The organism is Mycolicibacterium neoaurum (assembly GCF_036946495.1).
GTDB lineage: Bacteria > Actinomycetota > Actinomycetes > Mycobacteriales > Mycobacteriaceae > Mycobacterium > Mycobacterium neoaurum_B.
Genome location: NZ_JAQIIX010000002.1, coordinates 1,300,262 through 1,314,589 on the forward strand (window position 1 = coordinate 1,300,262; position 14,328 = coordinate 1,314,589).

At 67.4% G+C, this 14,328-nt stretch carries 17 protein-coding genes; 7 read left to right on the plus strand and 10 right to left on the minus strand.

The window, feature by feature from the left end:
• Positions 1–23: 23 nt before the first annotated feature.
• The gene (locus tag PGN27_RS11630) at positions 24–1,160 is read left to right on the plus strand and encodes a GTP-binding protein (protein WP_335326258.1); all 1,137 of its coding nucleotides are present in this window, start codon (positions 24–26) and stop codon (positions 1,158–1,160) included.
• A gap of 72 nt (positions 1,161–1,232) precedes the next feature.
• On the opposite strand, the gene aztD is transcribed toward PGN27_RS11630, so the two are convergent.
• From aztD to aztB, 3 genes are read right to left on the minus strand one after another with little or no spacing between them, the layout of a single operon-like run.
• Positions 1,233–2,438, minus strand: a complete 1,206-nt coding sequence (aztD, locus tag PGN27_RS11635) for a zinc metallochaperone AztD (RefSeq protein WP_335326259.1) — start codon at positions 2,436–2,438, stop codon at positions 1,233–1,235.
• 20 nt (positions 2,439–2,458) lie between these two features.
• Positions 2,459–3,364, minus strand: a complete 906-nt coding sequence (gene aztC / locus PGN27_RS11640; RefSeq protein WP_335326260.1) for a zinc ABC transporter substrate-binding protein AztC — start codon at positions 3,362–3,364, stop codon at positions 2,459–2,461.
• Positions 3,361–5,349 (minus strand): zinc ABC transporter permease AztB, encoded by a 1,989-nt coding sequence (aztB, locus tag PGN27_RS11645; RefSeq protein WP_335326261.1) that lies wholly within the window; start codon positions 5,347–5,349, stop codon positions 3,361–3,363. Before aztB ends, aztC begins: the two co-directional genes overlap by 4 nt.
• A 77-nt stretch (positions 5,350–5,426) precedes the next feature.
• Between aztB and aztA the strand changes: the two genes are divergently transcribed.
• Together aztA and PGN27_RS11655 are read left to right on the plus strand one after the other, a co-directional pair.
• Positions 5,427–6,032 (plus strand): zinc ABC transporter ATP-binding protein AztA, encoded by a 606-nt coding sequence (gene aztA, locus PGN27_RS11650; protein WP_335326262.1) that lies wholly within the window; start codon positions 5,427–5,429, stop codon positions 6,030–6,032.
• An 11-nt stretch (positions 6,033–6,043) separates the two neighbouring features.
• Positions 6,044–6,802, plus strand: coding sequence for a LamB/YcsF family protein (locus PGN27_RS11655; RefSeq protein ID WP_335328710.1), 759 nt, complete (start codon positions 6,044–6,046; stop codon positions 6,800–6,802).
• On the opposite strand, the gene PGN27_RS11660 is transcribed toward PGN27_RS11655, so the two are convergent.
• Positions 6,795–8,948 (minus strand): heavy metal translocating P-type ATPase, encoded by a 2,154-nt coding sequence (locus PGN27_RS11660; RefSeq protein WP_335326263.1) that lies wholly within the window; start codon positions 8,946–8,948, stop codon positions 6,795–6,797. The two genes, PGN27_RS11655 and PGN27_RS11660, sit on opposite strands and share 8 nt — an antisense overlap.
• 19 nt (positions 8,949–8,967) lie before the next feature.
• Positions 8,968–9,252 carry a DUF1490 family protein gene (locus tag PGN27_RS11665; RefSeq protein ID WP_030137073.1) on the minus strand — a complete coding sequence of 95 codons (285 nt, stop codon included), beginning with the start codon at positions 9,250–9,252 and terminating at the stop codon, positions 8,968–8,970.
• Positions 9,253–9,356: 104 nt separating this feature from the next.
• Between PGN27_RS11665 and PGN27_RS11670 the strand changes: the two genes are divergently transcribed.
• Positions 9,357–10,310, plus strand: a complete 954-nt coding sequence (locus tag PGN27_RS11670) for a permease (RefSeq protein WP_335328711.1) — start codon at positions 9,357–9,359, stop codon at positions 10,308–10,310.
• Positions 10,307–11,005, plus strand: coding sequence for a TIGR03943 family putative permease subunit (locus PGN27_RS11675; RefSeq protein WP_335326264.1), 699 nt, complete (start codon positions 10,307–10,309; stop codon positions 11,003–11,005). The genes PGN27_RS11670 and PGN27_RS11675 overlap by 4 nt, the downstream gene beginning before the upstream one ends.
• Positions 11,006–11,024: 19 nt before the next feature.
• Here the strand turns inward: PGN27_RS11675 and PGN27_RS11680 are convergent, their stop codons facing one another.
• Positions 11,025–11,357 (minus strand): ArsR/SmtB family transcription factor, encoded by a 333-nt coding sequence (locus tag PGN27_RS11680; RefSeq protein ID WP_335326265.1) that lies wholly within the window; start codon positions 11,355–11,357, stop codon positions 11,025–11,027.
• 99 nt (positions 11,358–11,456) lie between these two features.
• Between PGN27_RS11680 and PGN27_RS11685 the strand changes: the two genes are divergently transcribed.
• Positions 11,457–12,662: an MFS transporter gene (locus PGN27_RS11685; RefSeq protein WP_335326266.1), complete on the plus strand. Its 1,206-nt coding sequence runs from the start codon at positions 11,457–11,459 to the stop codon at positions 12,660–12,662.
• A 9-nt stretch (positions 12,663–12,671) separates the two neighbouring features.
• Positions 12,672–13,337 (plus strand): 5,6-dimethylbenzimidazole synthase, encoded by a 666-nt coding sequence (gene bluB, locus PGN27_RS11690; protein WP_335326267.1) that lies wholly within the window; start codon positions 12,672–12,674, stop codon positions 13,335–13,337.
• Here the strand turns inward: bluB and rpsR are convergent.
• From rpsR to rpmB, 4 genes are read right to left on the minus strand one after another with little or no spacing between them, the layout of a single operon-like run.
• On the minus strand, positions 13,334–13,585 hold the full coding sequence (gene rpsR / locus PGN27_RS11695) for a 30S ribosomal protein S18 (RefSeq protein ID WP_335326268.1): 252 nt from the start codon (positions 13,583–13,585) through the stop codon (positions 13,334–13,336). The genes bluB and rpsR overlap by 4 nt on opposite strands.
• On the minus strand, positions 13,585–13,890 hold the full coding sequence (rpsN, locus tag PGN27_RS11700) for a 30S ribosomal protein S14 (RefSeq protein WP_335326269.1): 306 nt from the start codon (positions 13,888–13,890) through the stop codon (positions 13,585–13,587). Before rpsN ends, rpsR begins: the two co-directional genes overlap by 1 nt.
• Complete coding sequence (gene rpmG / locus PGN27_RS11705; protein ID WP_418888587.1) at positions 13,890–14,057, minus strand: 50S ribosomal protein L33; 168 nt, start codon at positions 14,055–14,057, stop codon at positions 13,890–13,892. Before rpmG ends, rpsN begins: the two co-directional genes overlap by 1 nt.
• Entirely contained in the window at positions 14,057–14,293 is a 237-nt protein-coding gene (gene rpmB / locus PGN27_RS11710) for a 50S ribosomal protein L28 (protein WP_019512585.1), read from the minus strand. Before rpmB ends, rpmG begins: the two co-directional genes overlap by 1 nt.
• Positions 14,294–14,328 lie beyond the last annotated feature (35 nt).

Genomic DNA, 14,328 nt, shown 5'->3' on the forward strand with positions numbered 1-14,328 from the left:
AATCATTTTCATTGAGGAGTGACATGACAGCCCCGTTACCCGTCACCGTCCTGTCCGGCTTCCTCGGCGCAGGCAAGACGACCCTGCTCAACCACATCCTGGCCAACCGCGACGGACTCCGCGTGGCGGTCATCGTCAACGACATGAGCGAGGTCAACATCGATGCCGCCCTGATCGCCGGACAGGGTCACCTCGAACGATCCGAGGAAAAGCTCGTCGAACTGACCAACGGCTGCATCTGCTGCACCCTGCGCGAGGACCTGGTCGAGGCCGTCGGTGCGCTCGCCCGGCAGAACCGCTTCGACCACCTGGTCATCGAATCGACCGGGATCTCCGAACCCATGCCGGTCGCGGCCACCTTCGAGTGGGAGTTCGAGGACGGTTTCCAGCTCGGGCGGTTGGCCAAGCTCGACACCCTGGTGACCGTGGTGGACGCGTCGACCTTCCTGACCGAGGTGGTGCGCGGAGAGGCACTGGCCGAGCGTGACCTGGCCGCGGGCGAGGGCGACGCGCGCAGCATCGCCGACCTACTGACCGATCAGGTCGAGTTCGCCGATGTCATCCTGCTCAACAAGACCGATCTGGTATCCGCGGCCACCCTCGACACGGTCGAAACCCTGCTGCGCAGGCTCAATCCGAGCGCCAAGCTGATCAGGACCGATCACGGTGTGGTGGACACCTCCGAGGTGCTGGGCACCGGGCTGTTCGATCCCGAAGCCGCCGCCTCGACCCCGGGCTGGGACGAGGAGATCGCCGACGGTCACACCCCGGAGACCGAGGAGTACGGCATCAGCTCGATGACCTATCGGTCCGACCGGCCGTTCCATCCACAACGCCTGAGCGAGGCGCTGGGTCAGGTCACCAGGGTATTGCGCAGCAAGGGATTCTGTTGGATCGCGAGCCGACCCACCATCGCCGCCATCTGGTCGCAGGCGGGTCCGAACCTGGTGATCGAACCCGCCCAGTACTGGTCGGGCACCGAGATCGCAGCGGGCCAGGAGATCGTGTTCATCGGCATCAAGCTCGACCGGGACAAGGTCACCGGGCTGCTCGACGCGGCACTGCTGACCGATGCCGAACTGGCCGCCGGGCCGGATGTCTGGCGCGACTATCCGGATCCGTTGCCGACCTGGGCCGTGGCACAACAGCATTCACACTAGAAGCATTCACACTGATGACGCACAGGACGGCCCGGCGGAAATCTCCGCCGGGCCGTCTCGGTGCGCTCAGGATCAGTGGTCGTGGCCGACTGCCCCGCTCAGCTCGTTGGGCGTCTGCTCCAAGGTCACCGATTCGGTGACGGTGCCGCCCGCCAGATCCACCAGGTGGATCTGCTTGGCAGCCGGATCGGAGACGTACACGGCGTCTCCCCGGGTGAACACGGCGGGACCGGGCTGCTGCCAGTCGTCGGGCTCGGTCCAGGGTTCGCTCACCGCGATCGATTTCACCACGTCGCCGCTGACGGGGTCGAAGACGTGCAGCTTGCCGTCGGTCCCCATGATCAGTGCCTCGGCCTGCGGGCCGCGCCCGAGCGACCTGAACCAGTAGCTGACCCCGGCCGGCAACCGGACGATCTTCATCTGGTCGGTGACGGTATCGATGAGGGCGAACTGCTCGGGGCGTTCGTGTTCGGCATCGGCGTCGATCTTCATGTCTCCCAACACCACCGGTGAGTCCTCGTGACCACGGGTGTTGCCGACCCTGCCATACGGTGTCGGGCTGGCGATCTTGGTGAATCGGCCGTCGGCGAAGGTGATCACGCCGTTCTCGCAGCCCAGGATCACCACCTCGTCGGCGGCCACCGCCTCACCGTGCACACCCGGGCAATCCTGATTGACTGCGATCTCCCGATCCCCCTGCAGCGCAACGGCACCGGTCCTGGTGTCCGGGTTACCCCTGGTCTCCAGAAGTGTTCCATCCGAGAGGATCACCGCGACGCCATGGTGCGGCTCAGGAGTCTTGAAGGTGTGCGTCGGCGGCAGGCCGCCCTTTTCCAGATCGTGTGGGTCGAACGCGGTGATCTCACCGGTACCGTCGTCGAACAGGACCGTGTTCTCCCCATGCGGGGTGACATGACCGGCATCGACGGCGGGGAAGGTGTCCTCGGTCAGCCGGCCGCTCGCAGCGTCCAGGATTCGGAATCCCGCGCTGGTGGTGACCAGCACATGCGCGCTGTCCCCGGCCGGATTCACGCGCAGGAATCCGTCGAGCGGAATGTCCTGTTCGACTTCCAGTGTGCGCCCATCGAGCACATAGAGCCCGCCGTCGTAGGTCGCGACCAACGGCTCGACGATCGGCGCACCGGCAGCAGCCGAATCCGAGGCGCCGTCGGACGGGGTGGGGCTGCCTGCATTGTCACCGCCGGATGAGCATGCGGTCAGTGCAACCGCCGCGCACGTCACGGCTCCGACGCGGTACATCCACCGCGAGTGGGACATTTTCGCTCCTTTTCTGACCGCTATCGCAGGCCGGTGACGATGGCGTCGGTGTTGGCGCGCATCATGTCCAGATAGGTCGCACCCGGAGTTCCTGGTGCAGAGAGGGACTCGCTGTAGAGGCCGATGATGCGCACTCGCACGCCGGCGTCCTCGGCCAGCACGCGAGCGAGTTTGTCCGGCTGAGACGAGTCGACGAAGATCGCCGGCACCCGGGCATCCTCGATCGCACCGACCAGCGACTGCAGATCCGACGGACTGGGGGCGGCCAGGGTGGTTCCGCTGGGCACCACCGCGCCGATCACGTCGAAATCGAACCGCTGCGCCAGATATCCGAGCACATGGTGGTTGGTGACCAGCTTGCGGCGATCGGCAGGCAGCGCCGCGAATCCGTCCAACATATGCCGGTCGAGTGCACGCAGCTGCTCGCGATAGGCTTCGGCGTTGCGGGACAAGGCCACCCGGTCGATACCGGCGACATCGCGCAGCAGCGCCTGTTCGATGACGTCGACCGCCATGAGGATGCGCTGCGGATCCGTCCAGAAGTGTGGGTCCGGCGAACCTGCGTTCTCCCCGTCTGTGTAGCGGATCGGGTCGATGTGCTCACCGACCGCCAGCGTCGGAACACCGTGGGCGGCAGCACCTTCCACATTGCAAACGAGGTTCTCTTCCAGGCCCAGACCGTTGTGGATGATCAGCGAGGCGTCGTTCATGGCGGCGGCGTCCTGGGCGGAGATTCCGAAGGAGTGCGGGTCGGCACCCGCCTGCATGAGCACCCGGACGGGTGCGGTGTCGCCGACGATATGGCGGACCACATCGCCCAAGATGTTCGTGGTCACCACAATGTCACCGTCGTGAGCTGTGCCGCTGCCGCATGCTGTCATCACCGCCATGACGAGCGTCAACAGCAGCGCATGCAGGCGCCTCACCGACCGGCCTCCACCATCAGACCCGGGCTCACCTCGGTCCGCAAGGTGCGTGCGATCCGCAACCCGTCGGCATAGTCGATCTCGTACACCGCCCGGGCAGCAGCATCGTTGACATACGCGCGATCGGAATCGATCTCGATCACGGGCTGGAGCTCCGAGGTGGGAACAGGAGCCGCGAACAACGTGATCCGAGCAGTCTCGGCGCGGGTCAGGGCGTCATGCGCACTGAGGGCACCGTCGCGGTGCAACACCAGGATGGTGCCGTCACCGGCGGTGTTGGCGGCCACTGCGTCGGCAATGCGTAGCACCGTCCACGAACGCTGCCTGCTGTCGAGCATCCAGACCGTCCCATCGGCGACACCGGCGACGACATCGGCGCGGGCCCGGTGCTGCATGCGCGTGGGTCGCTGTGCCGGTGCGTCGGCGGGATACGGGGCGGCCGTCACGGTCAGGTTCTTCTCACCACCGGTGACGCGGACGGCGCCGGTGTCACATCCGAAAAGCACTGCGCGCCGGGTGGGCACGGCCCATGAGGCCTGTCGGCATCGGCCGGGGACCTCGGTACTGCCTGCCGCATCGGTGACCCGGATACGGCCGTCGGTGGTGACGGTGACCACCCGAGCGCCGTACGGTGCCGCCGCGGCGACACCGGCCGGCAGTTCCAACGGCGATCGGTGTACCGACTTCTGGCCGAGCGGCTCGCGCATCAGCAATTCCGTTGCACCGCTTTCGGAGCGGACGGCGGCCGTCGAGTTGCTTGCGGCGACAGAGGCCACCGGCACGTCCAGCGTCGCCACCTCGGCCGGCGAACTTGCGAAGTAGTGGTAGTGATCGCCATGGTCGAAAGTCCATGCACCGGAATCGATCACCGTGGTCCGCTCACCGGTGCGCAGATAGGCGAAGCGGCCGTCGCCGACCACCATGTCGACGGGTCCGTAGGTGCCGATGCGCGTCTCGGCCTCGTCGACGGCATCGTAGACCGACACCGCGCCGGTCGACGGATCGACGAGGACCAGTTTGGTGAGCGGTCCGTCGGCCTCCCTGGCGCCGTCCTCGACGCCGACTCCATCCGCTGTGGTCGCCGACGGGATGGGCTCCGACGTCGTTGTGTCCGTGGCACATCCGGCGACAACGCAACCGACCGCCGCGACGGCCGCAGCCGTCACCCAGCGGTCGCGCAACCGGGTGAGCAATGCCGAGGCGAAGAATAGCAGGACCGCGGCCCCGGCGATGGTGGCGCCGCCCGCGGTACCTGCGTGCCAGGAGATCAGCAGGCCCAGGTAGACCGCGACCGTGCCGAGCACGGCAGAGAGCGCCATCACGCGCGGGATCGAGCTCGCCCACAACAGGGCGGCGGCCGGTGGCGCCACCAGCAGTCCGAGTACCAGCAATGTGCCCACGACGTGGAAGGAGGCCACCATCGCCACCGCCATCAGCACGGTCAGCACCGGAATCGCCAGGTTCGGGCGCAGTCCCAGCGTCGCGGCCTTACGCGGATCGAAGGTGACCGCCACGAAGGCGCGGTGGCCGATGACCACCGCGATGAGCGTCAGCACCAGCGCGGCACCCAGGATCAGCAGATCCGTTGTTCGCACGGCGAACACATCACCGAACAGGAAACCGGTGAGGTCGACGGCGAAACTCTGTGATCGCGAAACCACGATCACACCGAGTGCGAGCATGCCGACCAGCAGCAGTCCGATGCCGGTATCCGAGGACAACTTCGCGGATCGGCCGATCGCGGCCACCCCCAATGCCATGACAAGTGCCGCGACCAATCCGCCGGCCAACAGGCTGACACCGAGCAGCGCTGCGATGGCCACCCCCGGCAGCATGCCGTGCGTCATGGCCTCGCCCAGGAAGACGCTGCGCCGCAACAGTACCCAGCATCCGACCAGCGAACACAGCCACGCGGCGATGACGCCGGCGACCAGCGCCCGCAATACCATCTCCGCCTGGAAGGGATCTGTGAACCAGGACGTCATGGCGTACACTACTATCAGTAATGACTATCATTTTCAATAAGACGGGTCCGGTCAGCTCTCCTATCACCGTGTCCGCGATGGGTTTCAGTTACTCGGGCACAACGGTTTTCCGCGATCTCACGTTGTCCATCCCGCCGGCAAAGGTCACCGTGATCGTCGGTTCCAACGGGTCCGGGAAATCGACGCTGCTCGCGTTGCTCGCCGGTATACACGCCCCGGACAGCGGCACGGTGGACGTCACTGCGGCCGATATCGCGTTCGCGGTCCAACGCAGCGCGGTCACCGATTCGTTCCCCCTCACGGCGGCCGAAGCCGTGATGATGGGCCGCTGGCGCCGACTCGGGCTGCTGCGCCGTCCTCGCCCCCCCGACCGGGCGATCGTCGAGCATTGCCTGACCGAGCTCGGCCTCGCCGACCTGCGCAACCGCACGCTGGGCGAGTTGTCCGGCGGCCAGCGCCAGCGCGTCCTGCTCGCCCAGGCCTTCGCACAGCAGGCTCCCCTGGTGTTGCTCGACGAACCGACCACCGGGCTCGACGCGGACTCGGCCACCGCGGTGGTCGGGCACCTCACCGAGCTGGCCGCGGCGGGCTCGACGATCATCGCGGCATCCCACGACCCGGTGGTGATCGCGGCGGCGCATCATCGCATCGATCTCGACGAGCATCGGCGCACATTAGGCTGAGGGCCGTGACCGTGGCACATGTCGATCTCAACGCCGACCTCGGTGAGGGATTCGGGGTATGGACGCTCGGCGATGACGACGCCATGCTCGACATCGTCACCTCGGCCAATGTGGCGTGCGGCTTCCACGCCGGCGACCCGGCCGGCCTGCTGAAGGTCTGCCGGGCCGCCGCCGATCGCGGAGTCCGTATCGGCGCCCAGGTCGGTTACCGAGACCTGGCCGGGTTCGGGCGCCGGTTCATCGATGTCGATCCGGGCGAGCTGACGGCCGAGATCATCTATCAGATCGGTGCGTTGTCCGCACTGGCTGCCGCAGCGGGGAGTTCGGTGTCCTATGTCAAACCCCATGGGGCGTTGTACAACTCGATCGTCCACCACGAAGCGCAGGCAGATGCGGTCGCACAGGCCGTCCATGCGGTGAACCCTGAGCTGCCGGTGCTCGGACTGGCGGGCTCGGTGTTCTTCGACGCCGCCGGGCAGCTGGGTCTGCGCACCGTGGCCGAGGCCTTCGCCGACCGTGCCTATCAGCCCGACGGCCGGTTGCTATCCCGGCGGGAACCGGGTGCCGTGCTACACGATGCCGCCGCGATCGCCGAGCGGGTGCACACCATGGTCGTTGCGGGGACGGTGACCGCGGTCGACGGTACCGATATCGCTGTCACCGCGGAATCGGTATGTGTACACGGTGATTCACCCGGCGCGGTGTACATCGCCACCGCGGTACGGGACCGCCTTGTCGACGCCGGCGTCCGGCCGGCACCGTTCAGCTAGCCGACTCGCGTTCCAACTCGTAACGAATCAGCCGAGAGCTGTTGGCCACCACAGCAACCGACGAGGCATTGTGCAGAACAGCGGCCAGCACCGGCGACAGCGCGCCACCGGCGCCGATCAGCAGACCGATGGCGTTGACCGCAATCGACATCGCGTAGTTCTGCCGGATGACGTCCACGGCGCGGCCCCCGAGGCTGCGCACGTCGAGCAGCCGGTTCAGATCGTCGCTGGCCAGCGCCACGTCGGCGGTCTCGACCGCCACATCGGTGCCGCCGAGACCCATCGCGATGCCGATATCGGCCTCGGCCAACGCCGGAGCGTCGTTGACGCCGTCGCCGACCATGGCCACCGTGTAACCCTCGTCGCGCAACCGGCGCACGACGGCGAGCTTGTCCTCGGGCAGCACCTCGGCCTGCCACTCGTCGATGCCCAGCTCCGCGGCCACCACGGCGGCGGTGTCGGGATGGTCACCGGTCAACATGACGATGCGGCTGACACCGTTGGCGCGCAACTGCTGCAGCACCGCGGCCGACTCCGGGCGGATCTCGTCGCGCAGACTGATCAAACCGACCAACTGCCCGTCGACGGCCAGCAGCAGCGGTGTCTCGGACTGCTTACGCAAGGTGTCCACCCACTCGGCGGCCTTGGCGCTCACCTCGACCTGTTCGCGGCGCAACAGCGACGGGCTGCCGAGCAGCAGTGTGCGACCGTCGGCGATGGTCCGCATGCCCAGCCCGACGAGCACCTCACACTCTTCGTGCGGAGGGATCTCGATATGCCGCTCCTGGGTGGACCGGATGACCGCCTCGGCCAGCGGATGCCTGGAGTGGATCTCGGAGCTCGCCGCGTAGGCCAGCACCTGTTCGGGCTGCCAATCCTGATGGAAGGCAACGAGGTTGGTGACCACCGGACGGCCAACCGTCAACGTCCCGGTCTTGTCGAACACCACCGCGTCGACCCGGCCGGCCTCCTCCAGGTGCGAACCGCCCTTGATCAGGATCCCGCGCCGTGCGCCGTTGCCGATGGCCGCGCTGATCGCCGTCGGGGTCGACAATCCCACCGCACACGGACAGGCCACCAGCAGCATCGTCATGGCCCGACGCACATCTCTGGTCACCACCAGGGTGAGCGCGGACAACAGGAAGGATGCCGGCACGAAACGGCGCGAGAAGCTCTCCCCGACGGTCTGGATCGGGGCGCGGTGCTGGTGGGCCTCCTCGACCCTGGCGATGATGCGCCCGATGGTGGTCTCGTTGCCCACCGCCTCGGCGCGGACCACCAGCCGTCCGCGGACCACCACCGATCCGGCGAAGACACGCGCCGGGGCGGTGACCGCCACCGGAAGGTTCTCCCCCGTGATCGCCGACTGGTCGATGATGGCCTCCCCGTCGACCACCACTCCGTCGATCGGCAGCGCCACCTGGTCGTGGATCACGACCTCGTCGCCGATCCGCAGCTCGGCGGTGGCGATCTCGACCTCGGTACCGTCGTCCAAGCGCACCCATGCGGTGTCCTGGTTGCCCTGCAGCAGGTTGGCGATCGCGCGCCGGGTTCGGCGCAGGGTCAGGTCCTGCAGGTACTCACCGATGTTCAACAGCCACAGCACGGTGAGGGCGACGACGTTCTCCCGCAGCACCAGACTTGCCAACGTTGCCGCACTGACCAATACGTCGGTGCCCGCGGTGCGTCCACCGCGCAGCGTCCGCAGCGCACCGCGCAGGAACGGGTAGCCGGTGAAGATGGTGACACCGGTGGCCGCCAGCCTGCTTGTCGGGCCGAGCAGCGGCGGGCGGGCGAAAACGTAGCGCCGTACCCCGAGCAGCACGAGCGCGACACCGCCGACCGTCATGCGCAGCACATCGGCATTGGTGACATCGGCCGAGCGAGGCAACCGGGCGGGTAGCAGATCCGTTGCGGCCGCGCTGGCGGCGTCGATGGCGGCGAATACGGACGCCTTGTCACACCGCTTCGGGGAGTACCAGACGACGATCGACGCCGTCCGCGGGTAGGCATGCACGGCCCGGACACCGGGCACCTGCTCCACCGCGTCCTCGATGGCCACCGCACGTCGGGTGTCACCGCGAAACCAGTCTGCGCGCAACCGGATTCGTCCGGCGGCATCGGAGACGACGGTCAAAGCCGCCATATCGGTCAGCAGCTCGCGATCAGTGTTCGTGATCGTGCTGGTGGTCGGAGACCGCCGGCGGCGGCACCTCCTCACCGATGCGTTCGCGAGCCTCTGCCACCACATCGGAGACCGTCAGACGCGCGGACTCGGCACCCTCCTCGGCCTTGCGCACCCCGCGCAGCGCCCAGGTGGTTGCCGTGACGGAGGCCTCCCGGATCGGCGCCTTGGCAACCGCTTTTTTCACGCCCTCGTAAGCGGCAACGCCGACGGCGCCCGTCACCACCGTGGAAGCCGCCTTGACCAGAAACGCAGAGAAGACCATTCGACGATCTTAACCGCAATTCGACTGCGGCCGGCGTCCAAGTTGTGCTGGCAGAATGGCCGACCGTGACGGTGGGTACCCCGGCCGGGCGCCGGATCGGCTCGATGCCGATCCTGGTGGTGGTCATCCTCGGCCTGGCACTGGTCGGGACGACGGCGCGCGACGCCGTGGCCGGCCATCCCGCGGTCGCGACCGCGGCCACTGTGTTCTGCGGAATCTTCGTGCAGGCCTTGCCGTTTCTGGCATTGGGAGTGTTGGTCAGCGGGGTGATCGCCGCCACGGTGACACCGCACAAGCTGGCGCGCCTGCTGCCCCGCAGACCGGGCGTGGCGATTCTGACCGCTGGTGTGGGTGCCGCGGCGTTGCCCGGCTGTGAATGCGGATCGGTTCCCATCGCCCGTCGCCTGTTCGGCGACGGGACCGTCGGCGCCGCCGCCCTGACGTTCATGCTGGCCGCGCCCGCCATCAACCCGGTGGTCCTGGTGGCCACGGCCGTTGCGTTTCCCGGCGAGCCGCTGCTTGTGCTGGCGCGATGCGTGGCATCGCTGCTCACCGCGGTGGTGATGGGATTGCTGTGGATTCGCTTGGGTAAGCCTGGGTGGATCACCAGGGCGTTGCCCGCCTCCGCATCCGCGTCCGAAGACGATTCCCGCTGGACGGTGTTCACCGAGGCCGCCCGGCACGACTTCCTGCAGGCGGCATCGTTTCTGGTGCTCGGCGCCGCCGCGGCGGCGTTGTTGCACGTGGTGGTGCCGGCGTGGGTCTACGAACACCTGGCCGGACAGCTCGTACTGAGCATCCTGGTGATGGCCATCTTGGCCGTGGTGTTGTCCCTGTGTTCGGAGGCCGATGCGTTCGTGGCCGCCAGTCTGTCGATGCTCCCGCTGCTGCCGCGGCTGGTCTTTCTCGTGGTGGGGCCGGCCGTCGACATCAAGCTGTTCGCCATGCAGGCCGGAATGTTCGGGCGGGCGTTCGCCATTCGCTTCGCGCCGCTCACCTTCGTGGTGGCCGTGCTAGCCGGCACGGGCGTCGGCCTACTGCTGCTGGGTAACCGATGAGCCGCGAGACCGAGAACACGCTGCTGCTGCTCGTCGGCCTGAGTACCGCGATCATCGCGGCCACCGGCTCCTACATGCGGTACGTGAAACCCACGCTGCTGCCGTGGTTGTGGATCACCGCCGTGGTGCTGATCGCTTTGGCGCTGGCAGCCATCGTCGGTGATATTCGCCGCGGCCCCCGCCGGCACGCCGATCACGCGCACCGCTCCGGTATCGGATGGCTGCTGATCATCCCGATTGCACTGCTGGCCTTCGTGGTTCCCCCGGCACTGAGCCCTCAGTCGGCTCGCCCAGCGGTATCCGATACCTCTCAGACGACCCCGCGACGGCCATTCCCGCCGCTCCCGGCAGGCGACGCGCCCGAGCTGTCCCTGCCCGCCCTGTTGATCCGAATCGCCCAGGACTCCACGGAGACCCTGCGTGATCGCGAGATCACCGTCACCGGTTTCACCATGCGTGACGGCGAGCGAACCTATCTGGGTCGCATCGTGATCCTGTGTTGTGCCGCCGATGCGCAGTTGGCGCGCGCCGCGCTGACCGGCCCCGCGGCGCGTGCCGCGGCTGATCTGCCGGATGGCTCCTGGGTTCGGGTCCGCGGCGAGGTGAAGGATCTGTTCCAGCATGTCGCGGTGCCCGAGTTCAGCGTCGACGAGGTGGAGGCGATCGCGCAGCCGGCGAACACCTACGCTTTTTGATGGCTACCGCTTCTGATGGCTACGCGTTCTGGTGTTCCAACGCGTCGCGGTTGGCGCCGTTGACGACGCTGCCCAGTAGGCCGGGCAGTGCGGCGTCCACATCGGAGAGGCGCAGGCGTTGATAGGTGAGGCCGTCGATCACCAGCCGCTCGGTGACACCGGCCTCACGCAGAATCTTGAAGTGGTGGGTGGCCGTCGACTTGTTGATGCCTTCGTAGAGCGCACCGCACTGGATCGGGGCGCCCGCGTTGTACAAACGTCGGACCACTTCCAGGCGTACCGGATCGTGGATGGCGCCAAGTACCTGCTGCACGGTCCCCACCCGGGGTACTTCCGCGGTTCGCTCGGGCATAAATCCGTCCTGATGCGGGTTTGGTATCTATCGAACCGAGCGTACTCTCGACAGGGTTCGATAACCATCATACTCGTCGGACCGGAGGTGTCAGCGCGAATGGTCGCCATCGATCACACAGTTCAGACGCAGCGCTGGGCGTACCCGTTGTTGCTGATCCTCAGCGGTGTAGCGCTCGGTGTGTCGGGGATTCCGGCCCCGCTGTACGGCATCTACGAGGCGAACTGGCACCTGTCACCGCTGGCCACCACCATCGTCTTCGCGGTGTACGCCGTCGCCGCGCTCGGTGCGGTGCTGGTGTCCGGCCGGATCTCCGATGTCGTCGGGCGCAAACCCGTGCTGATCGGCGCCCTGATCGCGCTGCTGGTCGGTCTCGCCGTGTTCCTCCTGGCCGACAACATGGCCATGCTGCTGTTGGCGCGCAGCATCCACGGAGCTGCGGTCGGCTCGATCGTGGTGGCCGGCGCGGCTGCGCTGCTGGACCTCAAGCCCGATCACGGCGTGCGGTCCGGGCAACTCAGCGGGGTGGCGTTCAACATCGGCATGACGATCGCCATCCTCGGTTCGGCACTGCTGGCGCAGTATGCGCCGCATCCGCTACGCACCCCGTACGCCGTCGTCGCAGTGGTTTGCCTGGTCGTCGGGGTCGGTGTGATCGCGCTGCGCGAGCCGCACACCGCCCGCGCCAGCGGGCCCATCCGGATCGCCAAACCGGCGGTGCCCGAACAGATCCGATCCGACTTCTGGTTCTCCGCGCTGGGCGCCATGGCGTCCTGGTCGGTGCTGGGCGTGCTGCTCTCGCTCTACCCGTCGTTGGCCGCCCAGCAGACCCACATCGACAATCTGGTCTTCGGCGGTGCCGTCGTGGGCACCACCGCCTTCGCCGCCGCGTTGGCCCAGCTGGCCGCCACCCGGTTGCCAGCCAAGTACTCGGCCATCATCGGCGACATCGGCATGGCCGTGTCACTGTTGCTCACCATCCCGGTGCTGCTGACACACCGCTGGGAACTGGTGTTCGTCGCCGCCGTGCTGTTGGGCGCCACCTTCGGACTCGGATTCGGCGGCTCGTTGCGCCACCTGTCCGATGTGGTGCCCGCCGACCGCAGGGGCGAGACCATGTCGGCGTTCTACCTGCTCGCATACACCGCGATGGCGGTCCCGACGCTGGTCGCCGGGTGGGCAGCCACCCGCTGGAACCTGGCTTCGGTATTCCCCTGGTTTGCCGGCGCGGTGGCGGCGGCCTGCCTCGGTGCTGCGGTGGCCGGTCTGCTCTCCACCCGCCACCGCCGGGCCGCCATCGCCTAGGCTGCCGGTGTGACCGAGCACGCGTTCAGCACGCAGGAACGCCAGGCCGTCTACCGCGCCATCGCCGAGCGTCGAGATATGCGCCGCTTCGTCGCAGGCGCCACCATCGAGCCCGAGGTGCTGGCCCGACTGCTGCAAGCAGCGCACGCCGCCCCGAGCGTCGGTTTGATGCAACCATGGCGGTTCATCCGGATCACCGATGTCGCACTGCGCGAGGCGATGCACGCACTGGTCGACCAGGAGCGGCTGCGCACCGCCGATGCCCTCGGCGCGCGTGGTGACGAGTTCCTGGCCCTCAAGGTCGAGGGCATCCGGGACTGCGCCGAACTGCTCGTCGTCGCCCTCGGCGAGGGACGGCGCCGGCACATCTTCGGTCGTCGCACCATGCCGCAGATGGACCTGGCTTCGGTGTCGTGTGCCATCCAGAACCTGTGGCTGGCCGCCCGGGCCGAGGGGCTCGGCATGGGCTGGGTGTCGATATTCGAACCCGCCACACTGGCCACCCTGCTCGGTATGCCCGACGAGGCCGAGCCGGTGGCCATCCTGTGCCTGGGGCCGGTGCCCGAGTTCCCGGATCGGCCGGCGCTGGAGATCGACCAGTGGACCTACGGTCGGCCGCTGTCGGATTTCGTTTCCGAGAACGGCTGGGACACTAACGCTTCGGCGCGACCCTAGGGCCCGTAGGGCAACAGCGCCATCTCGCGTGCGTTCTTGATCGCGGTGGCAACGCGGCGTTGCTGCTGTGGGGTCAGGCCGGTGACCCGGCGGGACCGGATCTTGCCGCGGTCGGAGATGAACGTGCGCAAGACCGCGACATCCTTGTAGTCGACATCGGTGATCCCGAGGGCCTTGAACTTGTTCACCCGAGGCCGCTTGATCTCGACCGGCGCCGGTCGCCGCTTCTTGGCCGGACTTCCCGCCATCACCAACTCGCCTTCCGCACCCCGGGCAGTTCACCACGGTGTGCCAACTCTCGAACCTTCACCCGGGACAGGCCGAACTTTCGCAGATGTCCGCGGGGCCTGCCGTCCACGGAATCCCGATTACGCAACCGCACCGGACTGGAATCCCGCGGAAGCCGCTGCAGCGCGGCCTGCGCCGCGGCACGCTGCTCGGCCGTGCTGGCGGGCCTGCGGATGATCTCCTTGAGTTCGGCACGGCGCTCGGCATACCGTGCGACGGTCTGCTTGCGCCGTTCGTTGGCGACGATCTTGGATGCCTTGGCCATCAACGCTCCTCACGGAAATCGACATGCTTGCGAATGACCGGGTCGTACTTGCGCAGCACGATGCGGTCGGGATCGTTACGGCGGTTCTTGCGGGTCACGTAGGTGTAACCGGTGCCCGCCGTGGACTTCAGCCGGATGACCGGCCGGATATCGGTGTTCTTGGCCATCAGAGCTTCTGCCCCGCTGCCCGCAGCCTGCCCACCACGGCCTCGATACCGTCGCGGTCGATCACCTTGATGCCTTTGGCACTGACCCGCAACGTGATTCGCCGACCTTCCGAGGGCAGATAGTAGGTCTTGTTCTGGATGTTGGGATTCCAGCGGCGACGGGTTCGACGGTTCGAGTGCGACACCCGGTTACCGAAACCCGGTGCGCGACCGGTGACCTGGCAGGTCTGGGACATCGGACACCTTTTCATGCACGATCGTTAATGAAAAC